This window comes from Nonomuraea sp. NPDC049750 (genome assembly GCF_040659625.1).
Lineage (GTDB): Bacteria > Actinomycetota > Actinomycetes > Streptosporangiales > Streptosporangiaceae > Nonomuraea.
In genome coordinates this window covers 96,154-118,586 of sequence record NZ_JBFANB010000004.1, presented here as the reverse complement: position 1 = coordinate 118,586, position 22,433 = coordinate 96,154, and the positions used below count along the sequence as shown (strand labels likewise).

General features: G+C 71.0%; 22 protein-coding genes. 9 read left to right on the top strand and 13 right to left on the bottom strand.

Annotated features, from left to right (window positions below; all coding sequences use genetic code 11):
- Nucleotides 1-3: 3 nt before the first annotated feature.
- Entirely contained in the window at nt 4-987 is a 984-nt protein-coding gene (locus AB0J16_RS12485; RefSeq protein ID WP_358537794.1) for a TetR/AcrR family transcriptional regulator, read from the bottom strand.
- 66 nt (nt 988-1,053) lie between these two features.
- Here AB0J16_RS12485 and AB0J16_RS12480 point away from each other — a divergent pair, with 66 nt between their 5' ends.
- Complete coding sequence (locus AB0J16_RS12480) at nt 1,054-2,943, top strand: right-handed parallel beta-helix repeat-containing protein (protein WP_358537792.1); 1,890 nt, start codon at nt 1,054-1,056, stop codon at nt 2,941-2,943.
- Nucleotides 2,944-2,989: 46 nt separating this feature from the next.
- On the opposite strand, the gene AB0J16_RS12475 is transcribed toward AB0J16_RS12480, so the two are convergent.
- Nucleotides 2,990-3,814, bottom strand: coding sequence for a DUF1206 domain-containing protein (locus AB0J16_RS12475; RefSeq protein ID WP_358537790.1), 825 nt, complete (start codon nt 3,812-3,814; stop codon nt 2,990-2,992).
- A 134-nt stretch (nt 3,815-3,948) separates the two neighbouring features.
- On the opposite strand from AB0J16_RS12475, the gene AB0J16_RS12470 reads away from it, so the two are divergent.
- The 5 genes from AB0J16_RS12470 to AB0J16_RS12450 all read left to right on the top strand — a co-directional run bounded on the left by AB0J16_RS12470 (nt 3,949) and on the right by AB0J16_RS12450 (nt 9,919).
- Nucleotides 3,949-4,122, top strand: a complete 174-nt coding sequence (locus AB0J16_RS12470) for a hypothetical protein (protein WP_357941329.1) — start codon at nt 3,949-3,951, stop codon at nt 4,120-4,122.
- Nucleotides 4,123-4,150: 28 nt separating this feature from the next.
- The gene (locus tag AB0J16_RS12465) at nt 4,151-5,278 is read left to right on the top strand and encodes a histidine kinase (protein ID WP_358537788.1); all 1,128 of its coding nucleotides are present in this window, start codon (nt 4,151-4,153) and stop codon (nt 5,276-5,278) included.
- A gap of 68 nt (nt 5,279-5,346) precedes the next feature.
- Complete coding sequence (locus tag AB0J16_RS12460; protein WP_358537786.1) at nt 5,347-6,024, top strand: response regulator transcription factor; 678 nt, start codon at nt 5,347-5,349, stop codon at nt 6,022-6,024.
- 335 nt (nt 6,025-6,359) lie between these two features.
- The gene (locus AB0J16_RS12455) at nt 6,360-8,081 is read left to right on the top strand and encodes an ABC transporter ATP-binding protein (RefSeq protein ID WP_357941321.1); all 1,722 of its coding nucleotides are present in this window, start codon (nt 6,360-6,362) and stop codon (nt 8,079-8,081) included.
- A complete protein-coding gene (locus AB0J16_RS12450; RefSeq protein WP_358537784.1) occupies nt 8,078-9,919 on the top strand; it encodes an ABC transporter ATP-binding protein in 1,842 nt (613 codons plus the stop codon). The genes AB0J16_RS12455 and AB0J16_RS12450 overlap by 4 nt, the downstream gene beginning before the upstream one ends.
- An 87-nt stretch (nt 9,920-10,006) precedes the next feature.
- On the opposite strand, the gene AB0J16_RS12445 is transcribed toward AB0J16_RS12450, so the two are convergent.
- Complete coding sequence (locus AB0J16_RS12445; RefSeq protein WP_358537781.1) at nt 10,007-10,393, bottom strand: hypothetical protein; 387 nt, start codon at nt 10,391-10,393, stop codon at nt 10,007-10,009.
- Nucleotides 10,394-10,552: 159 nt separating this feature from the next.
- On the bottom strand, nt 10,553-10,861 hold the full coding sequence (locus tag AB0J16_RS12440; RefSeq protein ID WP_225289464.1) for a hypothetical protein: 309 nt from the start codon (nt 10,859-10,861) through the stop codon (nt 10,553-10,555).
- A gap of 82 nt (nt 10,862-10,943) precedes the next feature.
- Between AB0J16_RS12440 and AB0J16_RS12435 the strand changes: the two genes are divergently transcribed.
- Entirely contained in the window at nt 10,944-12,056 is a 1,113-nt protein-coding gene (locus AB0J16_RS12435) for a CapA family protein (RefSeq protein ID WP_358537779.1), read from the top strand.
- Between the two features lie 11 nt (nt 12,057-12,067).
- Here AB0J16_RS12435 and AB0J16_RS12430 read toward each other — a convergent pair whose 3' ends face one another.
- The 3 genes from AB0J16_RS12430 to AB0J16_RS12420 are packed head-to-tail and all read right to left on the bottom strand — an operon-like array spanning nt 12,068 to nt 13,165.
- The gene (locus AB0J16_RS12430) at nt 12,068-12,397 is read right to left on the bottom strand and encodes a DUF202 domain-containing protein (protein ID WP_358537776.1); all 330 of its coding nucleotides are present in this window, start codon (nt 12,395-12,397) and stop codon (nt 12,068-12,070) included.
- 7 nt (nt 12,398-12,404) lie between these two features.
- Nucleotides 12,405-12,731 (bottom strand): DUF202 domain-containing protein, encoded by a 327-nt coding sequence (locus tag AB0J16_RS12425; RefSeq protein ID WP_225289460.1) that lies wholly within the window; start codon nt 12,729-12,731, stop codon nt 12,405-12,407.
- A 44-nt stretch (nt 12,732-12,775) separates the two neighbouring features.
- Complete coding sequence (locus AB0J16_RS12420; protein WP_358537774.1) at nt 12,776-13,165, bottom strand: hypothetical protein; 390 nt, start codon at nt 13,163-13,165, stop codon at nt 12,776-12,778.
- Between the two features lie 95 nt (nt 13,166-13,260).
- Here AB0J16_RS12420 and AB0J16_RS12415 point away from each other — a divergent pair, with 95 nt between their 5' ends.
- Nucleotides 13,261-13,518, top strand: a complete 258-nt coding sequence (locus AB0J16_RS12415; protein ID WP_358537772.1) for a UBP-type zinc finger domain-containing protein — start codon at nt 13,261-13,263, stop codon at nt 13,516-13,518.
- A 7-nt stretch (nt 13,519-13,525) separates the two neighbouring features.
- On the opposite strand, the gene AB0J16_RS12410 is transcribed toward AB0J16_RS12415, so the two are convergent.
- Entirely contained in the window at nt 13,526-15,106 is a 1,581-nt protein-coding gene (locus AB0J16_RS12410) for a Na+/H+ antiporter (RefSeq protein WP_358537770.1), read from the bottom strand.
- A 72-nt stretch (nt 15,107-15,178) separates the two neighbouring features.
- Nucleotides 15,179-16,351 carry a hypothetical protein gene (locus tag AB0J16_RS12405; protein ID WP_358537767.1) on the bottom strand — a complete coding sequence of 391 codons (1,173 nt, stop codon included), beginning with the start codon at nt 16,349-16,351 and terminating at the stop codon, nt 15,179-15,181.
- A 249-nt stretch (nt 16,352-16,600) separates the two neighbouring features.
- Here AB0J16_RS12405 and AB0J16_RS12400 point away from each other — a divergent pair, with 249 nt between their 5' ends.
- On the top strand, nt 16,601-18,571 hold the full coding sequence (locus AB0J16_RS12400; protein ID WP_358537765.1) for an ATP-dependent DNA helicase: 1,971 nt from the start codon (nt 16,601-16,603) through the stop codon (nt 18,569-18,571).
- Between the two features lie 103 nt (nt 18,572-18,674).
- On the opposite strand, the gene AB0J16_RS12395 is transcribed toward AB0J16_RS12400, so the two are convergent.
- The 4 genes from AB0J16_RS12395 to aroC all read right to left on the bottom strand — a co-directional run bounded on the left by AB0J16_RS12395 (nt 18,675) and on the right by aroC (nt 22,409).
- Nucleotides 18,675-19,433, bottom strand: coding sequence for an SGNH/GDSL hydrolase family protein (locus tag AB0J16_RS12395; protein WP_358537763.1), 759 nt, complete (start codon nt 19,431-19,433; stop codon nt 18,675-18,677).
- Between the two features lie 224 nt (nt 19,434-19,657).
- Complete coding sequence (gene aroB / locus AB0J16_RS12390; protein WP_358537761.1) at nt 19,658-20,734, bottom strand: 3-dehydroquinate synthase; 1,077 nt, start codon at nt 20,732-20,734, stop codon at nt 19,658-19,660.
- The gene (locus AB0J16_RS12385; RefSeq protein WP_358537758.1) at nt 20,731-21,231 is read right to left on the bottom strand and encodes a shikimate kinase; all 501 of its coding nucleotides are present in this window, start codon (nt 21,229-21,231) and stop codon (nt 20,731-20,733) included. Before AB0J16_RS12385 ends, aroB begins: the two co-directional genes overlap by 4 nt.
- On the bottom strand, nt 21,228-22,409 hold the full coding sequence (gene aroC, locus AB0J16_RS12380) for a chorismate synthase (RefSeq protein ID WP_357941294.1): 1,182 nt from the start codon (nt 22,407-22,409) through the stop codon (nt 21,228-21,230). The genes AB0J16_RS12385 and aroC overlap by 4 nt, the downstream gene beginning before the upstream one ends.
- Nucleotides 22,410-22,433 lie beyond the last annotated feature (24 nt).

Here is a 22,433-nt window from a genome sequence, read left to right as displayed (position 1 = left end):
TAGTCAGCCGGATTTGCGCTTACGGTAGGCGCGCTGCTGGCAGGCCCGTGAGCAGTACGCGCGCGGACGTCCCGACGCGGCCCGCTCAACCGGCGCACCACAAATCTGACATCTTTCATCACGCGTTTCATCACGTTCATGGACCAGCATCTCGATGCCGTCCAGCACCCGGCGCAGGCCGAACTCGAACGGGTCCTCGGGCTCGTCATAGCCGCCCTCCTCCCACAGACGCGTGAGGGTCGGGTAGCGCTCGAGCCGCGCGTAGAGCGAGTCGCGGGAGCCCCACCACTCCTCCTCGCTCACCCCGCTGAGACGCTCGGTCCGCGCCACCTCCGCCAGCCGCAGGGCCTCGGAGTCAACGAACCGGGCGACGAGCCCGACGACGGCGATCATCTCGGCGGGCGTGAGACCGGTGCCGGAGACGGCGCTCAGCATGTACTCGTAGTGGGCGACGGCGTTGGGCCCCGGCACCCGGCGAGTGCCCCGCACCTCGGCCAGCCAGGGATGCCGCTCGCGCAGCCGCCACCCTTCGCGCGCGCACGCCTCCAACCGCGCCCGCCAACCACCGGCCTCCTCGGCGCTCCGCCCCTGGCCACCCGCATTCTCGGCGCCCGCACTCCGCCTCTGGCCACCCGCTTCCTCGGCGCCCGCACTCCGCCCCTGGCCACCTGCTTCCTCAGCGCCCGCACCCTGTTCCTGGCCGCCCTTCCCGGAGAAGGCCGCGCCCGGTGAGCCCATGACGGCGTCGCGCATGAGGTCGAGCAGGTGGTCGCGGCCGGGCACGTGGCGGTAGAGCGACATCGTGGTGAACCCGAGCCGGTCCGCGACCTTGCGCATCGACAGCCCTTCGAGCCCCTCGGCGTCCGCCAGCTCGATCGCCGCCCGGACGATCCGGCTCAGGCTCAGCCCTGGTCGCGGCTCGACGTCACCCTCTCGCCACAGCAGTTCGACCCCGTCGTCGGGATCTCCCGCGCCACCTCTCGCCATGGACACCTCCCTTGTTTATGGTGTAATACCTCGTGTACACCATACACTGCAAAGAGGCGGTACATCATGACCGTGTTCCACGTCGATCCCTCGGGCGACGACTCCTGGCCCGGCACCGCGGAGCGCCCGTTCGCCAGCCTGCACCGCGCCCGCGACGCCGTACGAGACCTCGTACGAGACCCCGCCGGGACGGTGACCGGGGACCCCGTTCGAACCGCGACCGGGGACATCGCGCGTGACCCCGCCGTGACCGCGACCGGGGATGTCATCGTCCAGCTGCGGGCCGGCACCCACGTGCTCACCGCGCCGTTCGAGCTCACCGAGGCCGACTCCGGCCGTGACGGACACCGGATCGTCTACCAGGCCCACGGCTACGGAACGGCTGACCAGGAGGAGGTCGTCGTCAGCGGCGGTCGCGAGATCACCGGCTGGCGGATCGAGGACGGCGTGTGGCTGGCCGACGTGGGCGACCTGGACACGCGCCAGCTGTACGTGGACGGCCGCCGGGTCGAACGCGCCGCCATAGACGGCCTGCCGGGCACCGTGACCATGACGGAGACCGGCTACGAGAGCGACAGCGCGGCCCCGCGAGCCTGGCACAACCCCGCCGACGTCGAGTTCGTCTACCGCGGCGTCTACCCATGGACCGAGGCCCGCTGCAGTGTCGCCGCGATCGCCGCCAGGACGGACGGTGGTGTCACCGCTGGGACGGACAGTGACGCGATCACCGCGGTCACCACCGGGACGGACGGTGGCGAGGCGAGCGTGATCACCATGGCTCAGCCCGGCTTCGGGTGGGCCCTCGACCTCTACAACTCCGCGTGGGAAGGCAACATCAACCGCGGCCCCGGCCTGCCCACCCGGGTCGAGAACGACGTCACCTTCCTCACCGAGCCCGGCACCTTCGTCCTGGACCGCTCGCGGCCCGGTCACCACGTCCTCCGCTACCTTCCCCTTCCGGAAGAGGCGCCGGACCGTACGCGCGTGGTCGCCCCGGTTCTCGAGACGCTGCTGCGGGCCACCGGCACGAGCGGGGTGTCCTTCCGCGGCCTGGTCTTCGCCGACGCCACCTGGCTGCGGCCCGGCCGTGCGGAGGGCTTCCTGCACTACCACGGCAGCGGCTACTACGAGGGCGGCCCCGTCGACAAGGTGGAGCTCGTCGAGGGGCAGGCATGGGTGACGGTGCCGCGCGAGTCGGCCAGGATCCCCGCGTGCGTGGTGATCGAGGACGCTGTACGCGTGGCGGTCGAGCGCTGCCGTTTCACCCGCATGGGCGCCGCCGGCCTGGAGCTGACCGGCGGCACGGACGTCAGCGTGCGCGGATGTGACTTCGACACGCTCTCGGCCGGCGCCGTCTCCGTCACCGGCGCCGTGAACCCCCTGGTCGAGGATAACTGGATCCATCACACCGGCCTGGAGTTCACCGGCTCCCCCGGCATCGCGGTGCTGGGCACCAAGGGCTGCACAGTCGCCCACAACCAGGTCGAGGAGGTGCCTCACTGCGGCATCGTGGCCGGGCCCGCCGAGGGCACCCGCATCCTGCGCAACCTCACCGTCGGCACGATGGGGGTACTGGCCGACGGCGGCGGCGTCTACCTTTCGGGGCCGCAGGGCGACTCGCACGAGAACGGCGCGGTGATCCGCGGCAACGTCATCAAGGACACGCGCACGCCGTACAACTTCGCTCTCTACACCGACTACGGCGCCGCCTGGGTGACCGTGGAGGACAACGTGGTCGCGCGCGCCGACAACACCGCCGTCCTGCAGGTGGCGCCGCCGCTGGACAACGTCGTCTACCGGGGCAACTTCTGGGACGCCGACCCGGTCGGGGTGGACGACGTGCCGGCGGGCGTCACGTACGAGGACAACACCACGCTCCCCGACGAGGAGAAGCTGGCCGTCGCCACAGCCGCCATCCAACGAGACGCCGGCCTGCTCCACCCCCGCTCCCGATGAGCGCCGGCCCGTGAACGCTGACGCCCGTGAACGCTGGACGCGGGCGTCAGCGGACGCGGCGCCAGCGTGACTCGCCGAAGCAATAACCCGCGAACAGCACCAGCCCCAAGGCGACCACCACGAGCAGCCAGGGCCCCACGGGCGTCGCGGCGAAGGCTCTGAGGGTCGCGTCCAGCCCGCCCGCCTTGTCCGGGTCGTACGTGATCGCCGCCTCGACGACGAAGACCCCGGCCAGGCCGGCGATGACCCCGCGGGCGACATACCCGGCGAACCCGAGCCTGTCCATCACCGAGCGGGCCCGCGGGGACATCTGGCCGAGGTTCAGCTCGTCCCGGAACCTCTTGGTGACGCCCTGGTGCCCCCAGCGGACGCCGAGCGCGACGAGGCCCAGCCCGATCGCGCCCACGATGAACGGCCCTCCCGGCAGGCCGAGCAGCGCCTCCGTCGCGTCCCGCGACTTCTCATCGTCAGAGGTGGCCTTCCCGGCCCGCAGCACGCTCAGCAAGGTGCCGCAGATCAGCGCGTACACGGCGGTCCGGCCGACCGTTTCCAGCCGGTCCGCCACGCGGAGCCCGCCGAACAGCGCCTCCGACAACTGCCAGAGCGTCAGCGCGACGAACCCCGCCACCATCACCCACAACGCCACCTCCCCGAACGGCAACCGCGCCACGGTCGAGATCGCGCCCGCCTTGTCCGCCTCCCGTCCCCCGCCTTCGCCCAGCGCGATCCGCACGGCCACCACCCCGATCAGCGCGTACAGCACTCCCCGGCAGGCCAGCCCGACCCTGGCGAGCCGGTTCAGCGCCGGATGCGCGGCCGCTTTCCTGGCGGCGGCCCGAGCCTGCCGCCCCGCCTTCTCCGTTGCGGTCACCGTCTCCTCCTTGACGCAAGAGCCTGCCAAGTGCCCTGACGGCGGCCGTCTAGGCGCTCCACCCCACTTCTCCACCCGTATCTCCACCATCTGGCGGTGCCGCTCCACCCGCCCCGATCCGTAGTTTCGCGGTCATGGACAGAAACGAACTGCTCAGGTTCGCAGCCGACAAAGCGCAGGAGTCGCTCAAGGGAGGCAAGATGCACGGCAAGACGTGGGTCGGGATCGCGGTGGTGGCCGGTGTGGTGCTGGTGGGGTTCATCGCCTACCGGCTTCTTCTCATCGAGCTCATCACCCGCCTGCGCTGACCAGCCCGTACCTGGTGGAATCAAGCGCATGGAACAGAAGCGGTCGCTGCCGGACACCATCGCGCCGGGCTGGCTGGTGGTGCAGGTGTTCGGCACGCTGTTCGTCATCATCACCCTGGTCACCGCGCGGGAGAGCGCGCTGTGGATCTGGGCGCTGTACGGGGTCAGCGCCGCGTGCTGGCTGCTGTTCGTGGCGCTCGACCGGTCGCGGCCCCGGCTCACGGCCGGGCTGCTGGGCGCGGCGACGCTGCTGCCCGCCGTGGCGCTCGGGGCGGCCGAGGACAGTACGGCGCTGCTCCTCACGGCGATCATCCTCGGCCGGTTCGCCGCGCTCGCCACCCCGTCCGTGGCCGCCATCGTGGGCGTCGGCGCGGGCACGATGGCGCTGGCCGTACTGACCTGGCCGATCTCCGGGGAAACACCCGTCGGCGCGTTCGGGCAGGCGCTGGTGCTGCTGGCGATCACGCTGGTCGGCGTCAATCACCGACAGCACGTCGTACGGCGCGAGCAGGCCGAACGGCTCCTGGAGCAGACCCGGCTCGCGCAGGCGGAGCAGGCGCGAGCCGCCGCACTGGACGAGCGCACCAGGATCGCCCGCGAGATCCATGACGTGCTCGCGCACTCGCTGGGCGCGCTGGGTGTGCAGTTGGAGCTGGCCGAGGCCCTGCTCGCGGAGAAGAACGACGTGACCGGCGCGCTGGCGACGGTGCGGCGCTCGCGCGGGCTGGCCGCGGACGGCCTGGCGGAGGCCCGCGCCGCGGTGGCCGCGCTGCGCCAGGACAACCCCTCACTGGCCGACGCGCTCGCCACGCTGGCCGAGGCGCACCGGCGCGACCACCGGTCGCCGGTGGACTTCCGCGCTGGTGGGATCCCCCGCGGCCTGTCGTCGGCGGCCACCGTCTCGCTGGTCGGGACCGCGCGGGAGGCGCTGACGAACGCGGCCAGGCACGCGCCGGACGCGCCCGTGTCGATGACGCTCGACTTCACCGCCGATGTGGTGCGATTGCGGGTACGCAACCCGCTGCCCGCCGAAGTCCCGGCGAAGGGCGGGTTCGGACTGACGGGCATGCGCGAACGGCTCGCGCTGGCCGGCGGCACACTCGACTCCGGCTACGAAGAGGGGACCTGGCAGGTGACCGCGGAGGTGCCGGAGTGAGCGGTGCGGCAGATCCGGGAACGATCAGCGCGGCGAACGCGGGGGCGGTCGGTTGTGGAGGTACGAAAGTGATCAGAGTGGTCGTGGTGGACGACCAGCAAGTCATGCGCGAGGGCTTGGCCGCCCTGCTCGGCCTGGTCGAGGACATTGAGGTCCTGGGTACGGCCGGAGACGGCCGCCAGGCCCTCGACCTGCTGGCCGCCAACGCCGCGGCCATCGCGAACGGCACGGACGGCGCCCACCCCGCGGACGTCGTACTGATGGACCTGAGGATGCCCGTGATGGACGGCGTCGAGGCGACCGGCCGCATCGTCGGCGAGCATCCCGGCATAGCGGTCATCGTGCTCACCACCTACACCGACGACGAGTCGATCGCCGGCGCGCTCCGGGCGGGCGCGCGCGGCTACCTGACCAAGGACGCGGGCCGCGCCGAGATCGCGGCGGCGCTGCGCTCGGCCGTCGCGGGCCAGTCGACTTTCGCCGCCAAGGTCTCGGACCGGCTGGTGGAGGCGATGCACCGCGCGCCGCGCCCCAAAGCCCGGCAACTGCCCGACGGCCTGACCGCCCGCGAGGCAGAAGTGCTGGCCCTGATCGCGAGCGGCCTGAGCAACCCGGAGATCGCCGAGGCGTTGTTCATCGGCGAGGCCACGGTCAAGACGCACATCAACAACGCGTTCACCAAGATCGGCGTCCGCAACCGCGTCGAGGCCACCCACTACGCGACCCGCCACGGGTTAACGGGCTGAGCGGGCGCGCAACCAGAGCCGCCCACGTGCTCCTTCCATCGCCCGCAGATCCGTCTCGCCCGCGTAGTCGCTCCCCGAAGTTTCATGCGGGGCAGTCAACTTCATCGGCGGCTCGCGCCGCATCCGGATATATCACCCCACGGGTCTCGGACCAGGGCACTCAATGGGCTGGGCGGATGCAAAACTGTTCCGCTTTGGCCGCAGGGAGCAGGCGGTGGGCGGCAGAAAATCGGTTGATCCAACGTATTAGCCTGGATGGGATGCCTCCCGATACGCGTTCTCCTCGCCGTCCCCTGCCCATCTTCACCTCACTCTCCTCCAATGCCCTGTGGCGGATGAAGCCCTATCTCCGCCCCTATGTCACCAGATTGGTCTTCATCTGGCTGGCAGCGATCATCGGCATCGGGGCGAGCATCGCCCTGCCTCTCGTCGGCAAGGAGGTCGTCGACGGTCCCGTGCTCCACGGCGACTCCGGCGCCCTGCTCCCCCTCGGCCTCGTCGCCCTGGGCGTGGGCGTGCTCGAAGCGTTCCTGATCTTCTTCAGGCGCTGGACGCAGACCGGCCCGGTCCTCGGGCTGGAGACCCAGATCCGCGACGACCTCTACGCGCACCTGCAGCGCCTGCCGATGGGCTTCCACGGCGACTGGCAGTCGGGCCAGCTGCTGTCGCGGGCCACCACCGACCTGTCGACGATCCGCCGCTTCCTCGGCTTCGGCATGCTCTTCCTGGTCATGAACATCCTGCAGCTGACCACCGTGACGGTGCTGCTGCTGAACATGTACTGGCCGCTCGGGCTGCTGGTGGCCGCGTCGGCGGTGCCGATCATCCTGGTGTCGCTGAGCTTCGAGAAAAAGTACATCAGGATCTCCCGCCAGGTGCAGGACGAGCAGGGAGACCTCGCCACGGTCGTCGAGGAGTCGGCGATCGGCATCCGGACGATCAAGGCGTTCGGCCGCCGTCACCACGTGTTCGACCAGTTCGACGACTCGGCGCGCAAGGTCTACGGCACCTCGATGGACAAGGTGCGGCTGTCGGCCCGCTTCTTCACCTTCCTCGAGGTGATCCCCAACTTCACCCTCGCCTTAGTCCTGCTGCTCGGCGCGCTGGCCGTGGGCGGCGGCTCGCTGACGCTGGGCACACTGGTCGCCTTCACCACGCTGATGCTGCAGCTGGTCTGGCCGGTCGCCAGCCTCGGCTACATCCTGGCGATGGCCCAGGAGGCGATGACCTCCGCCGACCGGGTCATGGAGGTCATGGACACGGTTCCGGCCATCGAGGGCGGTTCCGGGTCGATCGAGCGGCCGCGCGGGCATCTGCGCTTCGAGGGGGTGGAGTTCCGCTTCCCCGACTCCGACCAGCCGGTGCTGCGTGATGTGTGGCTCGAGGTACGCCCGGGCGAGACGGTGGCCATCGTCGGCGCCACCGGCTCGGGCAAGACGACGATGACCTCGCTCGTACCCCGGCTCATCGACCCCACCGCCGGCCGGGTGACGATCGACGGCCACGACGTACGCGACCTGTCGCTGCCCGCGCTGCGCGAGGTGGTGGCCACGGCGTTCGAGGAGCCGACGCTGTTCTCGATGAGCGTGCGCGAGAACCTCACGCTCGGCCGCCAGGACGCCACCGAGGAGGAGCTCGACGAGGCCATCCGCACCGCCCAGGCCATGTTCGTGTACGACCTGCCGTGGGGCCTCGACACCCGGATCGGCGAGCAGGGCATGTCCCTGTCCGGTGGCCAGCGCCAGCGCCTCGCCCTGGCGCGGGCCGTGCTGAGCAGGCCACGGATCCTGGTCCTCGACGACACGCTGTCCGCGCTCGACGTCGAGACCGAGGCGCTGGTGGAGGAGGCGCTGCGCCACGTGCTGCGTGAGGCGACCGGCATCGTGGTCGCCCATCGCGCCTCCACGGTCCTGCTGGCCGACAAGGTGGCGCTGCTGAGAGACGGCACGATCACGCACGTCGGACGGCACCACGACCTGCTGGACGAGGTGCCCGAATACCGCGAGCTGCTCGCCCAGGACGCCGACTTCGACCCCTCGGAAGGAGCCCTGCGATGACCACCACCACGACGACGTCGAGCGCGGCCGACTGGCGGGGCGTCGCCTCCGAGAACCAGGACGACCTGTCCGAGACGGTGACGGTGTTACTGCGGGAGCGCTCCCGCAGGCTGCTCGGCGACCTGCTCACGCCGCACCGCAAGGCGATGGCGCTGCTCACCACGATCATCGTCGTGTCCAACCTGGCGGGCCTGGCGATCCCCTACCTGGTGAAGGTGGGCATCGACGCGGGCATCCCGCCGATGCTCAAGGGCACCGGCCCCGGCACGCTGCTGACCGTCGTCGGCGTCATCCTGGCGGCGGCGGTGACGCAGGCCCTCACCCGGCAGGTGTTCCTGCAGATGGCGGGCCGCATCGGCCAGAACATCCTGCTGGAGCTGCGCAGGCGGGTCTTCGACCACTTCCAGCGGCTGTCGCTGAGCTTCCACGAGAAGTACACCTCCGGCCGCGTCATCTCCCGGCTCACCTCCGACATCGACGCCATCGCCGAACTGCTGCAGTCCGGCTTCGACGGCCTGGTCACCGCCGTGCTCACCATGTTCGGCACGGCCGCGCTGCTGCTGGTGCTCGACGTCCACCTGGGCCTGGTGGCGCTGATCCCGCTGCCGTTGCTGCTGCTGTTCACCCGGTGGTTCCGGCGCCAGTCGGCGATCGTCTACCGGCGTACCCGGGAGACGGTGGCGCTGGTCATCGTGCACTTCGTGGAGTCGATGACCGGCATCCGCGCCGTGCAGGCCTTCCGCCGGGAGCCGCGCAACCAGGAGATCTTCAAGCAGCTCAACGACGACTACCGTGGCGCCAACGCCAGCAGCATGCACCTCATCGCGGTGTTCATGCCGGGCATCAAGCTGATCGGCAACGTGACCGTGGCGGTCGTGCTGGTCTACGGCGGCTGGCTGGCGCTGCACGGCGAGGTCACGGTCGGTGTACTCGCGGCGTTCCTGCTCTACCTGCGCCAGTTCTACGAGCCGATGCAGGAGATCAGCCAGTTCTACAACACCCTCCAGTCGGCGGGCGCCGCCCTGGAGAAGCTGTCGGGTGTGCTGGAGGAGGAGCCGGCCGTACCGGAGCCGCGCGAGCCGGCGGCGCTGCCCAAGGCCCGTGGCAAGGTCAGGTTCGAGGGCGTCAGGTTCGCCTACGTCGAGGACCGGCCGATCCTACCGGGGCTGGACCTGACGATTCCGGCGGGGCAGAGCGTCGCGCTGGTCGGCTCGACGGGCGCGGGCAAGACGACGCTGGCCAAGTTGATCTCCCGCTTCTACGACCCGACCGCGGGCCGCGTCCTGCTCGACGGCGTCGACCTGCGTACGCTCGACGAGCCCACGCTGCGCAAGGCCGTGGTCATGGTGACGCAGGAGAACTTCCTGTTCAGCGGTACGGTCGCCGACAACATCCGGTTCGGCCGCCCCGGCGCGTCCGACCGTGAGGTACGCGAGGCCGCCAAGGCGATCGGCGCGCACGAGTTCATCTCCGCGCTGCCCAACGGCTACGACACCGAGGTGGGCAAGCGGGGCGGGCGCATGTCGGCCGGTCAGCGTCAGCTGGTGGCCTTCGCCAGGGCGTTCCTGGCCGATCCGGCGGTGCTCATCCTCGACGAGGCGACCTCCAGCCTCGACGTACCGAGCGAGCGGCTGGTGCAGCGGGCGCTGCGCACGATCCTGGCCGACCGCACGGCGCTGATCATCGCGCACCGGCTGTCGACCGTGGAGATCGCCGACCGGGTGCTGGTCATGGAGAGTGGCGAGATCGTCGAGGACGGCCCACCGGACCGCCTCATCGCCGCCTCCGGCCGCTTCGCCGGCCTGCACCAGGCCTGGCTGGACAGCCTCAGCAGCTGACGTCAGCGCGGGTGCACCCCGCTGACATCAGCGCGGGTGCACCCCGCTGTTGTCAGCACGGGTGCACCCCGCTGCTCTGTCGTCACCTCAGTGCGGGTGCACCACGCGCGTCATGTTCTCGTACAGCTCGTAGCCGACGAACAACGCCACGGGCAGGCCCACCGCCAGCAGAAGCCGTCCGGGGAGGGGTGCCCGTGCCATGGGCACCCGCCTCGCCGCCACGGACCCGGCGACCACGGCAGGCGCCTCCGCCACGGGCTCAGGCACCGGCACCGGCACCAGCTCGGGGTGTCGTGACAGGTATCCCGTCGGGAACGACGTGACGTGGTATGCCCCGCAGCCCGGACAGGACATACCTGACCAGGGCGGTTGCACGGTCACGCCGGCGCGCAGCCAGATCGTGACCTCGTTGCCGTAGTCGTCCATGAGGTGCCTGACGACGTACTCCTCTTCCCAGACATGTAAACAGCGCATGCACTCGAAAGGCCATGTCTCCTGGGTATTGAACCCATCCCGCACCAGGACCACCCCCGGTCACGTGCCGCCATCCGATTAGAGTGTCCGCCTCGTCCTGCCACCCGGCAAGACGGCACTATGACACTCAGGGCTATGAAATGCTCACCTACTGTCAGGTTAGAGAGGGTAAACCCGTCTCTGGACCGGACTGAGGAGCGGTGTCGCGTCGGGCGTAACAGGCTCGGCCGGTGGCCTCAGCTCTGGATGCCGGCTGAGATAACCCTCCGGGAACATGGTCGCCTGCTGGCAGCCGCAGTTGGGACAGATGGCGCCCGACGAAGGCGGTGGGACCGGCACACCGGAGCGCAACCAGATCTCGCGCTCGTTGCCGTGACGATCGTCGAAGCGCCTGACGAGGTATTCCTCTTCCCACACATGCCAGCACCCGCGGCACTCGAATGGCAGGATCTTGAGCTCTTCTTCCATGAGTCACCCCCTCCTTCGAGTGTCGTCCTATTTGTCGCGAACTGGCAACCGCCCCCGATGACAGCCGCCATACCATGGAGGCATGGGCGCTGACCTGGTGACCCTGTGCCTCTGTGGCGACGTCATGCTCGGCCGAGGTGTGGATCAGGTCCTGCCGCATCCCGGTGATCCCGCCCTGCGCGAGCCGCACATCGACGACGCGCGCGTCTACGTCGAGCTCGCCGAGGCGGTCAACGGACCGATTCCGCGCCCCGTCGGCTTCTCCTGGCCCTGGGGTGACGCGCTGTCGATCCTGGACGCGCACGCGCGGGCCGTCCGGGTGGTGAACCTGGAGACGACGGTGACCACGAGCGGCGCGTACGCTCCGGACAAAGCCCTCCACTACCGCATGAACCCCGACAACCTCCCGTGTCTGGCCGTGGCGCGGCCGGACGTCTGCGTACTGGCCAACAACCACCTGCTGGACTTCGGACGCGACGGGCTCGCCGAAACGCTCGACACGCTGGCCGCGGCCAGGCTCGCCACCGCCGGGGCGGGCAGGGACCTGGACCAGGCGCGCCGTCCGGTGGCCGTGCCCGTGCCGGGAGGGCGGCGCGTGCTGGTGTTCTCGTTCGGCATGCCGTCCAGTGGTGTGCCACCGGACTGGGCGGCGGCCCCGGACCGCTCCGGCGTCGACTTCGTGCCGGAGCCGTCGCCGGCCGCCGCGGCCGACATCACCGAACGGGTACGGCGGGCAAAACGGCCCGGGGATATCGCGGTGGCCTCCATCCACTGGGGCTCCAACTGGGGGTATTGGGTCTCCCGGGAGCAGATCGAATTCGCGCACGCACTCATCGAAGGCGGCGTCGACGTGGTGCACGGGCACTCCTCGCACCATCCGCGCCCGATCGAGATCTACCGCGGCCACCTGATTCTGCACGGCTGCGGCGACATGATCGACGACTACGAGGGGATCGGCGGGTACGAGGAATACCGCGGCGACCTGCGGTTGCTCTATCTCGCCTCGCTCGATCCGGGCTCCGGACGGCTGGCCGCCCTGCGCATGGCACCCCTGCGGATCCGGCACATACGGCTCCGCCACGCCGCACCCGACGACGCCGAGTGGCTGCGCGTGACCCTCGACAGGGCCGGCCGCGGTTTCGGGGGACGGATCCGCGGCGAGCCCGGCGGCATGCTCACCTTGGTGGCGGACTGAATGCGTACCAGCTAGGCGAGGGCCAGGACGAACGCGAGCGCTCCGGCCACCACGCTGAGCGTGCCGAGCCAGGCGAACAGCGCGTCCAGCCCGGCGTCGACGGGCCAGCCGCCGTGCAGCGCCTCCTGTACGCGGCGGAACCGTGTCCTGGTCCTGAGCAGCAGCGCGGCGCCGCAGAGCGCGGCCGGTACGAACGTGACGACGACGGCGAGGGGCAGCCCGTGCCGCGCGGACAGGCCCATCGCGCCGAGACCGCCCGACGACAGGGCCACGGCGGTGCGTACCCAGGCCAGGCGGGTCCGCTCGCTCTGCAGCCCGGGGTCCCAGATCTCCTCGGACATCGGCGGATCAGGCGCCCATCACGATGACCACCAGGGCGATCACCGCCACCGCCGCCACGCCGTAGCCGAAGACGGCGGCGAGGGCGGGCGGTGGCAGCGGCGCGCGCTCGCGCAGCGCGCGCTGGATGTTGCGCCAGCGCGGATAGGCCATGCCCGCCGCCAGCGCGGAGAGCGAGACCAGGACCACGGCCAGGGCGGTGCGCACCCAGGGGACGAACAGGTGGTCGGGGAGCGCCGCCATGGCGACGCCCCCGGCGCTGAGTGCCAGCGCGGTGCTCAGCCATGTGAGGAATGTACGCTCGTTCGCGAGCGTGAAACGCGGGTCAGGCTCCATACGAACGACGCTAATTGGCACACATTCCCCCTAGAGAAGCCGGGTTAGCCGCCGCAGGCCTTGGCGACCTTCTCCAGGTAGGCGGCGGTCTCGGAGCCGACCTTCTGGACCGCGTCGACGGCGTCGTTGACGTTGTTGACGTTGATGCCGCTCAGTGTCTTGGCCAGGTCGTCGGAGGCCTGCTTGAGCGTGGTGTTGGCGGCCTTGTCGGCCACCTCGTTGAGCTTGGCGGCGCTGTCGTCGAGGGCCTTCTCCATGGCCTTCGGGTCGTCCTTCAGTTCGGTGAGCTTGGCGCCCAGCTCGGTGACGATCTTGGGGGCCTCCAGGCAGGACTGGGCCTTGTCGATGGTGTTGTTGACCTCACCGCAGCCCGCGGCGAAGACGAACATGGTGAAGGCGGCAAGGGGCACGAACTGACTTTTGAGGCGACGCATACTCCGAACCTACCCAACGGGTTCACGCCCCGGCGGGACCAAGCCGGAGGGGTGCGAGCTAATTGCCGTGTCGCGGAAGCTCTAGGATTTCACCTATGGCAACGTGTGAGCATATTTCCCAAGCGGAGGACCCGGCCCCGCGCACGCCCGAGGGCTGCGAGGAGTGCCTGGCGGCGGGTGGCCGGTGGGTGCACCTGCGCCGCTGCCTGGAGTGCGGTCATATCGGGTGCTGCGACTCCTCACCCAACAAGCACGCCACCAAGCACTTCCACGCCACCTCGCACCCGGTGATGCAGTCGTACGAGCCGGGCGAGAGCTGGAAGTGGTGCTTCGTCGACAACGCGATGGCCTGAGGCGGGCCTAACGCTCCAGGATGGCCTCCTCGAAGTCGAGCTCGGCCATCACCTCGCGCAGCACCTCGTCGTCGAGGCGGCGTTCGTCGCGTAGCCGGACGAACGTCTCGCGCTCGGCCTGCAGCATCTCCCGGCGCAGCCGGCGATAGAGCGTGCTGGGCGTCTCGGCGCCGCCCTGCGCGGTGCCGCCGCCCAGACGCTCCCACGCGGTCAGCGAGCGCCGCCACGACTTCTCCCTGAGCTGGTCGATGACCTGCTTCTGGATCTCGTCGGGCTCGCCTTCTGCCTCGATCAGCCCGTCGAGCACCTCGGTGCCCGCGGCGAGCGCGGCCTGCTGCGCCGCGGCCTCGGCCAGCCTGTCCTCATACTGCTCCTGCTCGCTCGACACGCGCAGCCGCCTGATCAGCGCGGGGAACGTCGTGCCCTGCACGAGCAGCGTGCCTATCACGGTGGTGAAGGTGAGGAAGAGCAGGATGTCGCGGTCGGGCATGCCGACCGGAATGGCGAAGGCGGCGGCCAGCGAGACGACCCCGCGCATGCCCGCCCAGCTGATGATCACGGTCGGTGCGGGCGCGGGGTGCGGTTCGCCCCTGCGCCTCCCAGTGAACAGCCACGTCAGGTACGTGACGGGGAACATCCACACGAACCTCGACAGTACGGTCACCAGGAACACCACGACCGCGTACAGCGCCACCTCCCAGGCGCCGTAGCCGCCGATGCCCTTGATCACCGTGACCAGCTGCAGGCCGATCAGCGCGAAGACGATCGCCTCCAGGAAGAAGTCGGTCACCTTCCACACCGCGTCGGACACCAGCCGGGTGCCGAACCCCCGCTGGTGCATCTGGTTGCCGAGATAGAGCCCGACGATCACCACCGCGATGACGCCCGAGGCGTGCACCGACTCGGCCGCCAGGTAGGCGGCGAACGGGATCAGCAGCATCAGCGTGTTCTCGACCAGGGAGTCGCGGGTGTGCCGGAACACCCAGGAGAACAGGAACGCCAGCGCCAGCCCGATCGCCACCCCGGCCGCCGCCGAGTAGAGGAACTCGCCGACCCCTTCGAGCAGGTCCACCGTGCCGCCCACGGCGGCGCCGATCGCCACGCGGTAGAGGGTCAGCGCGGTCGCGTCGTTGAACAGGCTCTCGCCGATGAGGATCGTCAGCGCCCGGCGCGGCAGCCCGAGCCGGCGGCCGACCGCGACGGCGGCCACGGCGTCGGGCGGCGCGATGATGGCGCCCAGCGCGAACGCCGCCGCCAGCGGCAGATCGGGCAGCAGCAGGTGGACGACCAGCCCGACGACGGCCGTCGTGAACAGCACCAGCCCGACCGACAGCAGCGCCACGGCCCGCTTGACGTCACGCAGGCGCAGATAGGAGCTGTCGAGCGCGGCCGAGTAGAGCAGCGGCGGCAGGAACACGAACAGCACCAGCTGCGGGTCCAGCGGCACGGCGGGCACCAGCGGCGAGACCAGCAGCCCGGCGGCCACCAGCAGCAGCGGCGCCGGCCAGCCCTTGCGCCGGGCGACGGCGGCGACCGCGACCGCCCCTGCCGCCACCAGCAGCAGTTGCAGGCCCATCGTGGGGTTCACGGCGCTCCTCCACCTCGGCACGGGCACGCGAAGGCAGCGTACCGCTCATGAGATGGGCCGCCCGCCTCGGGCTCACCACTCCCTGCGGTGATCCCTGTCGTCGTCGTACTCCTGGTCGGGGCGGAGCCGCTCACCGGTGGAGAACATCGGGTCGCCCACGTAGGGCCGGGACAGGTCCGTCTGGTACGGCGTGCCCTGCTGCTGGCCCATCGAGAACAGCGGGTCGACCGGGTTGGGCGGGGTCTGGTAGGCGGGGAAGCCGTCGGTGGAGGGGTAGGGCACCTGCGTCGGCGGGTACGCCTCGCGCTTGGCGTAGGTGATGGGCTCCCGGGGCCGGCCCGCGCCCGGGATGCCGTGCATCGGGGTGCCGAGACCGGCCGGGTCCGGCTGCTGCGGCGATTGCTGCGGGTATCCGCGCTGGCCATAGGGGTCGTGTGGCTGCTGCTGCTGGGCGAAGGGCTCGGGCTGCGGCCGGTTCGGCGGGGCCGACTGGGAGGGGAAGCCGAGCGGGTCGGTGTTGGGCGCCTGCCTGCGGCGGCTTCCGGGCATCTGGTAGACGGGCTCGCCGGGGTCCTGGGCCGGCGCCGGCTGCGCGTACTGCTGGGGCTGCTGGGGGCCGCTGAAGGGGTCGCCGGTGTACTGGGGGGCGCCGCTGTAGGGGTCCGGGGCGGCGGGGACCGCGTACTGCGGGCCGGTGAAGGGCTCGGGCGGCTCGGGCTCGGTGTACTGGGGGCCGGTGAACGGCTCGCGGGGATTCGGCTGGCCGTACTGCTGCGCGCCGTAGGAGCCCTGCTGGCCGTACTGCTGGCCAAGAGGCTCGCGCGGCGCCGGCGCGGTCGTCTCGCCGTAGGAGGCGACCAGCTTGTCCTGAGGCGGCGGGGCGCCCCTGGCCACCAGGACGTCGTTGGGGGACAGAGCGGCGGTGGGCCGGTCCTCGTGCGGCGGCGGTGGAGAGCTCTGGTGCGGCCGTTGGTATTGGCCGGTGCCGGGGATCACCTCGGTGCCCGGGTCGTGCGCGGGCACGGCGGGCTGCTCGCCCGTGGCCTCGGCGAACCCGTCATCGAGGGTGTCGAGCAACCGGCCGACATCGTCCATCGGCATGCGGAAGCTGGCGGTGCACATCTCACCTCGCCACAGGCTGAGCACCAGGGTGCCCTCATGCCACGTGACCCGGAGACACCGCTCCTGACCTCGAGCATCGAAGAACACTTCGCCGAACGACGGCAACGGGACAACTTCCGACATGGCAGACATACTGCTTTAACCAGCCTTTATCCGTCCACTCAACCCCGGTAAACCCTACTGAACCGGCTCTCCCCATCTGACCTCATACCCCACTGGCCACTTCCAGGTAGGTCTTTTGGGCCAGTTGGAGTTCCGATCGTTCAGTGTGCCACGCGAGCCGCTGTGGACGTCCCAGAACGCCGGGATGCGTCTGCACGATCACACGGCGTTCGGCGCGTCGACCCCCGATTGCAGGTACCGTTTACTGCCGTGCCGGACTCCCATCTTCCCTCAGCCGAAGAACTGCTCAGCATCGCGGTCAGCGCTCTCGGAGGGAGCGAACGGCGGGGCCAGATCACGATGGTGCAGGCCGTCCAACGGGCCATCGAAGAAGAGGAACATCTGGCGGTCCAGGCCGGCACCGGCACCGGAAAGTCGCTCGCCTACCTGGTGCCCTCGATCAGGCACGCCATGGAGGCCGACAAGCCGGTGGTCATCTCCACCGCCACGATCGCCCTCCAGCGGCAGCTCGTGGACCGCGACCTGCCACGGCTGGCCGAGGCGCTCGGCAAGGAGCTGCCGCACGAGCCGACGTTCGCGATCCTCAAGGGCCGGCGCAACTACCTGTGCCGCTACAAGGCGACGGCGGGCTGGCCCGAGGACGACGAGCAGGACCAGCTCTTCGACCCCCGCGAGGTCGGCGCGACGGGCCGGATGGTCCAGCGCATCCAGGAGTGGGCCGAGGAGACCGAGACGGGCGACCGCGACGAGCTGGTGCCCGGGGTCAACGAGCAGGCGTGGCGGCAGTTCTCGGTCAGCGCCCAGGAGTGCCTGGGCGCCACGCGCTGCCCCAGCGGCGCCGAGTGCTTCGCCGAGCTGGCCAGGAGCCGGGCCGGCGAGGTCGACGTGGTCGTCACCAACCACGCGCTGCTGGCGATCGACGCGATGGGCGACATCCCGGTGCTGCCCGAGCACGCCATGGTGGTCGTCGACGAGGCCCACGAACTCGTCGACCGGGTGACCTCGGTGGTGACCTCCGAGCTGTCGGAGAGCTCGGCCGCGCTCGCCGTGCGCCGCGTCGGCCGGCTCATCGAGCAACCCATCGCCGACCAGCTCATGGAGGCGGCCGAAGACCTCAAGGCGCTGCTGGCCGCCGCTCCCCCCGGACGCGTCGACGAGCTGCCCGAAGTGCTCGGGCTCACGCTGGCGCTGGTACGCGACGCCTCGGCGCGCTGTGTCTCCGCGCTCGGCCCGCGCGGCGGCGACAAGGACGATCCCGACAGAGCCGGACAGCGCAAGGCCGCCTTCACCGCGCTCGACGAGGTGCACGACACGGCGGTGCGCATGCTCGAGGCCTACGGCCACGCCTCGGAGGAGGACCGGGCCGAGGTGGTGTGGCTGGAGGGCGCCACCGACCGGCGCCCGCCCGCGCTGCGGGTGGCCCCGCTCAACGTGGGCGGCATGCTGCGCGACCGGCTCTTCGGCGACCGCACGGTGGTCCTCACCTCGGCCACGCTGGCGCTCGGCGGCACCTTCGACGGCCTGGCCCGCCAGTGGGGGCTGGGCGACAAGGGCTGGCAGGGCATCGATGTCGGCTCGCCGTTCGACCATCCACGGGCGGGCATCCTGTACGTGGCCAAGCACCTGCCACAGCCGGGCCGTGACGGGCTGCCGCAGGCCTACCTCGACGAGATCGCCGAGCTGATCGAGGCGGCGGGCGGGCGCACGCTCGGCCTGTTCTCCTCCATGCGGGCCGCCAAGGCCGCCAACGAGGCGCTGCGCGACCGGCTCGACGTGCCACTGCTGTGCCAGGGCGACGACTCCACGATGCTGCTGGTCAAGCAGTTCGCCGAGGACGAGGCGACCTGCCTGTTCGGCACGCTGTCGCTGTGGCAGGGCGTCGACGTCCCCGGCCCGTCGCTGCGGCTGGTCATCATCGACCGGGTCCCGTTCCCGCGCCCCGACGACCCGCTCACCTCGGCCCGGCAACGGCACGTGGCGGCCAAGGGCGGCAACGGCTTCATGACGGTCGCCGCCACGCACGCCGCCCTGCTGCTCGCCCAGGGCACCGGGCGGCTGCTGCGCGCCCAGCACGACAAGGGCGTCATCGCCGTCCTCGACCCGCGTCTGGCCACCGCCCGCTACAGCGGCTTCCTGCTGGGCTCCCTGCCGCCGTTCTGGCGCACCACGGACCCGGCGATCCCCCGAGCAGCCCTCAAGCGCCTGTCCACGGAAGACTGACCCGCCGCCTGCCCGGCAGGGGTCTTTGAGAGCCGTGCCGGTCAGAGGGCTGGGCTGGTCAGAGGGCTGGGCTGGCCTCGTCAGTGGACCAGGGGGCGAGGTCTCAGTGGACCCAGGGGGCGAGGTCGGGGCGTTTCGGGTCGAGGCCGTCGCCCGAGGAGGCGCCGCGCAGGCGGCGAGTCACCCACGGCACCAGGTGCTCGCGGATCCACTGCGCGTCCTCGCGACGCCGGGCGCGCGGGTCGAGGACGCGCTCGGGCCACACCTTGTGCCAGTCGTCGAACGGCACGCCCAGCACGTCGAGGACCCGGGCGGCCACCAGCCGGTGCCCGTCCTGGTTCATGTGCAGCCGGTCCTCGCTCCACGCCCGCCAGTCCCGCAGCCCCTGCATGGACCACTGGTCGACGAGCCGGCACCCGTACAGGTCGGCGATGGAGCGTACGTGCAGATAGAAGATCGCGAAGCGGCCGCGCAGCCGCCGCATCACCGGTGTGTCGCGCGGGTCGACGCCGGTGAACAGCAGCACGTCGGCGCCGGTGGCCCGCAGGTCGCGCACGGCGCGGGCGAGCCGCTTGGCCATCACGTCGGGGTCGCTGCCCGGCCGTAGCAGGTCGTTGCCGCCCGCGCACAGGCTGACGAGGTCGGGCGCCATCTCGACGGCGATCGGCACCTGCTCGGTGACGATCTGCTCGAGCAGCCTGCCGCGCACGGCCAGGTTCGCGTAGCGGAAGGACGGGTCGTCGGCCGCCAGCCGCTCGGCCACCCTGTCGGCCCAGCCACGGTAGTGGCCGTTGGTGCCGGGGTCGTTGAGACCTTCGGTAAAGCTGTCACCAAGAGCGACGAAAGAGCGATATTGCCTCATGACCTGCTGTTCATCTCCGCCGTGCCGTGGTGCGTCAGGACATCTGACTGTAGTGCGAACCCCGCCGCCACGCCCACCGCCACCCCGACACGCGTGCAAAGTAATCGAGCGGAAGACGGTTAAGGAACGGCGATCGGGGGAAAGGCGTCGGCTCCGCGGCCCGGGACGCGGCCGGCTGCCGCAGCCTCACCGGCTGACCGCCCGGGACGCCGGCTGCCGCAGCGTCACCGGCCGACCGCCCGGTAGGCGGCCTCCAGGAGCTCCTCGGACGGCCCTTCCAGCCGTCCCGGCTTCGCCAGCCCGTCGAGCACGACGAAGCGCTGCTTGGCGCCCCGGTTCTTCTTGTCCAGCCGCATGTGGTCGCGCAGTTGCGGCCACGCGTCGGCCCGGTAGGTCGTGGGCAGGCCGACCGAGGTGAGGATGGTCCGGGTGCGCTCGACCAGGTCGATCCCGATGCGCCCGTCGAGCCTGGACAGCTCGGCGGCGAACACCATGCCGATGGCGATGGCCTCGCCGTGGCGCATGGTGTAGTGCTCGGCCCGCTCGATCGCGTGGCCGAGCGTGTGGCCGTAGTTGAGGATCTCGCGCAGCCCGGCCTCGCGCAGGTCGGCGCCGACGACGTCGGCCTTGATCTGGATCTTCCGCTCGATCAGCTCGCGGGTGTGCGGCCCCTCGGGCGTGGCGGCGGCGCCGGGGTCGTCCTCGATCAGCATGAGGATGGTGGGGTCGGCGATGAAGCCGCCCTTGATGATCTCGGCGAGCCCGGCCGCGTAGTCGGCGCGCGGCATGCTCGACAGCGTGCTCAGCTCGCACAGCACGCCCGCCGGAGGCAGGAAGGTGCCGACGAGGTTCTTGCCCTCAGGGGTGTCGATGCCGTTCTTGCCGCCGACCGCCGCGTCGACCATGGCCAGCAGCGTCGTCGGCACCAGCACCACCTGGACGCCGCGCAGCCAGGTGGCGGCGATGAACCCGGCCAGGTCGGTGGTGGCTCCCCCGCCGACGCCCACGACGGCGTCGGAGCGGGTCACGCCGTAGCGGCCCAGGGCGGACCACAGCTCGGCGGCCACCTCGATCGACTTGGCCGCCTCACCGTCGGGCACGGGCAGCTCCACCACGTCGTATCCGGCGCCGGACAGCGCCTCGCAGACCGGTCGGGAGATCTCGGGCAGGCCCGCCGGGTGGATGACCGCGACCGTGCGTACGCCCGGCTTGAACAGCCCGGCCAGCTCCGGCAGCACGCCGGTGCCGATCACCACCTCGTAGGGGCTGTCGCCGCGCACGGCGATCCTGGTCGCGCTCATGACGGGAGCCCCTTCATGATCTCTTCGGCCAGCTCGGCGGGCTCGCGCTTGTCGGTCACGACCGTCAGGACGGCGAGCCGCTCGTAGATCGGGCGGCGCTCCTCCATGAGCTTCTTCAGCTGGCTGCGCGGGCTGAGCACGAGCAGCGGCCGGGCCGAGGCCAGGCCCACCCGCTGGACCGCGTCGGACAGGCCGACCTGGAGGTAGACGACCGGCTGGCCGGCCAGGAGCTCCTGCGCCTCCTCGTTGAGCACCGCCCCGCCGCCCAGGGCCAGCACGCCGTCGTGCTCGGCGAGCGCCTTGCGTACGGCCAGCAGTTCGAGCTCGCGGAAGCGGGCCTCGCCTTCCTCGATGAAGATGTCGGCGACGGGCTTGCCCGCGGTGGCCTCGACGTCGGCGTCGGTGTCGCGGAAGGAGACGCCGAGCAGGCCGGCGAGCAGGCGGCCGAGGGTGGTCTTGCCGGACCCCGGGGGGCCGATCAGCACGGCCTTGATCATTTGATCACCATCGATGACAGGTAGCCGGACAGGTTGCGGGCGACCTCCTCGACGGAGTCGCCTCCGAACTTCTCGAGCGCCGCGTCGGCCAGCACCAGCGCGACCATCGCCTCGGCGACGATGCCCGCGGCCGGGACCGCGCAGACGTCGGAGCGCTCGTGGTGCGCCTTGGCCGCCTCGCCGGTCTTGACGTCGATCGTGGCCAGCGCCCGCGGGACGGTGGAGATGGGCTTCATCGCGGCGCTGACCCGCAGGATCTCGCCGTTGGTCATGCCGCCCTCGACGCCGCCCGCGCGGTTGGTGATGCGCTTGACGCCGTCGGCCGCGGTGTATTCGATCTCGTCGTGGGCGCGCGAGCCGGGCCGGCGCGCGGTCTCGAAGCCGTCGCCGACCGCCACGCCCTTGATGGCCTGGATTCCCATGAGCGCCCCGGCCAGCCGGGAGTCGAGGCGGCGGTCCCAGTGGGTGTAGCTGCCCAGGCCGGGCGGCAGGCCGTAGGCGAGCACCTCGACGACGCCGCCGAGGGTGTCGCCCTCCTTGTGCGCCTGGTCGATGACGGCGACCATCGCGGCGCTGCCCTCGGGGTCGGCGCACCTGACGGGGTCGGCGTCGATGCGCGCCAGGTCGTTGGGGCCCGGCAGGTTTTCGGTGGGCGTCTGGGCGCCGCCGATGGAGGTGACGTGGCTGACGATGTCGACGCCGAGCGCCTGCTTCAGGAAGCGCCTGGCGACCTCGCCGAGCGCGACGCGGGCCGCGGTCTCGCGGGCACTGGCCCGGTCGAGGACCTGGCGGGCGTCGTCGAAGCCGTATTTCTGCATCCCGGCCAGGTCGGCGTGGCCCGGTCTGGGGCGCGACCTGGGGGCGTTCCTGGCCAGGCCGTCGAGCTCGGCCGGGTCGACCGGGTCGGCCGACATGACCTTCTCCCACTTGGGCCACTCGGTGTTGCCGATGCGGACGGCGATCGGGCTGCCCATCGTGCGGCCGTGCCGGACGCCGCCGGCGATCGTCACCTGGTCCTGCTCGAACTTCATCCGGGCGCCGCGGCCATAGCCGAGCCGGCGGCGGCGCAGGGCCTCGTCTATGGCGGCCGTGGTCACCTCGACCCCGGCCGGCAGGCCTTCCATGACGGCTACGAGCTCGGGGCCGTGGGACTCTCCGGCGGTCAACCAGCGCAACATGCGTACAAGTCTTCCACGTGCCGC

Coding starts and splice junctions, on each gene's coding strand:
- AB0J16_RS12485 (WP_358537794.1), bottom strand. CDS start 987: ATGGCGAGAGGTGGCGCGGGAGATCCCGACGACGGGGTCGAACTGCTG.
- AB0J16_RS12480 (WP_358537792.1), top strand. CDS start 1,054: ATGACCGTGTTCCACGTCGATCCCTCGGGCGACGACTCCTGGCCCGGC.
- AB0J16_RS12470 (WP_357941329.1), top strand. CDS start 3,949: ATGGACAGAAACGAACTGCTCAGGTTCGCAGCCGACAAAGCGCAGGAG.
- AB0J16_RS12465 (WP_358537788.1), top strand. CDS start 4,151: ATGGAACAGAAGCGGTCGCTGCCGGACACCATCGCGCCGGGCTGGCTG.
- AB0J16_RS12455 (WP_357941321.1), top strand. CDS start 6,360: ATGAAGCCCTATCTCCGCCCCTATGTCACCAGATTGGTCTTCATCTGG.
- AB0J16_RS12450 (WP_358537784.1), top strand. CDS start 8,078: ATGACCACCACCACGACGACGTCGAGCGCGGCCGACTGGCGGGGCGTC.
- AB0J16_RS12445 (WP_358537781.1), bottom strand. CDS start 10,393: ATGCGCTGTTTACATGTCTGGGAAGAGGAGTACGTCGTCAGGCACCTC.
- AB0J16_RS12440 (WP_225289464.1), bottom strand. CDS start 10,861: ATGGAAGAAGAGCTCAAGATCCTGCCATTCGAGTGCCGCGGGTGCTGG.
- AB0J16_RS12435 (WP_358537779.1), top strand. CDS start 10,944: ATGGGCGCTGACCTGGTGACCCTGTGCCTCTGTGGCGACGTCATGCTC.
- AB0J16_RS12430 (WP_358537776.1), bottom strand. CDS start 12,397: ATGTCCGAGGAGATCTGGGACCCCGGGCTGCAGAGCGAGCGGACCCGC.
- AB0J16_RS12425 (WP_225289460.1), bottom strand. CDS start 12,731: ATGGAGCCTGACCCGCGTTTCACGCTCGCGAACGAGCGTACATTCCTC.
- AB0J16_RS12420 (WP_358537774.1), bottom strand. CDS start 13,165: ATGCGTCGCCTCAAAAGTCAGTTCGTGCCCCTTGCCGCCTTCACCATG.
- AB0J16_RS12415 (WP_358537772.1), top strand. CDS start 13,261: ATGGCAACGTGTGAGCATATTTCCCAAGCGGAGGACCCGGCCCCGCGC.
- AB0J16_RS12405 (WP_358537767.1), bottom strand. CDS start 16,351: ATGTCGGAAGTTGTCCCGTTGCCGTCGTTCGGCGAAGTGTTCTTCGAT.
- AB0J16_RS12395 (WP_358537763.1), bottom strand. CDS start 19,433: ATGAGGCAATATCGCTCTTTCGTCGCTCTTGGTGACAGCTTTACCGAA.
- aroB (WP_358537761.1), bottom strand. CDS start 20,734: ATGAGCGCGACCAGGATCGCCGTGCGCGGCGACAGCCCCTACGAGGTG.
- AB0J16_RS12385 (WP_358537758.1), bottom strand. CDS start 21,231: ATGATCAAGGCCGTGCTGATCGGCCCCCCGGGGTCCGGCAAGACCACC.
- aroC (WP_357941294.1), bottom strand. CDS start 22,409: ATGTTGCGCTGGTTGACCGCCGGAGAGTCCCACGGCCCCGAGCTCGTA.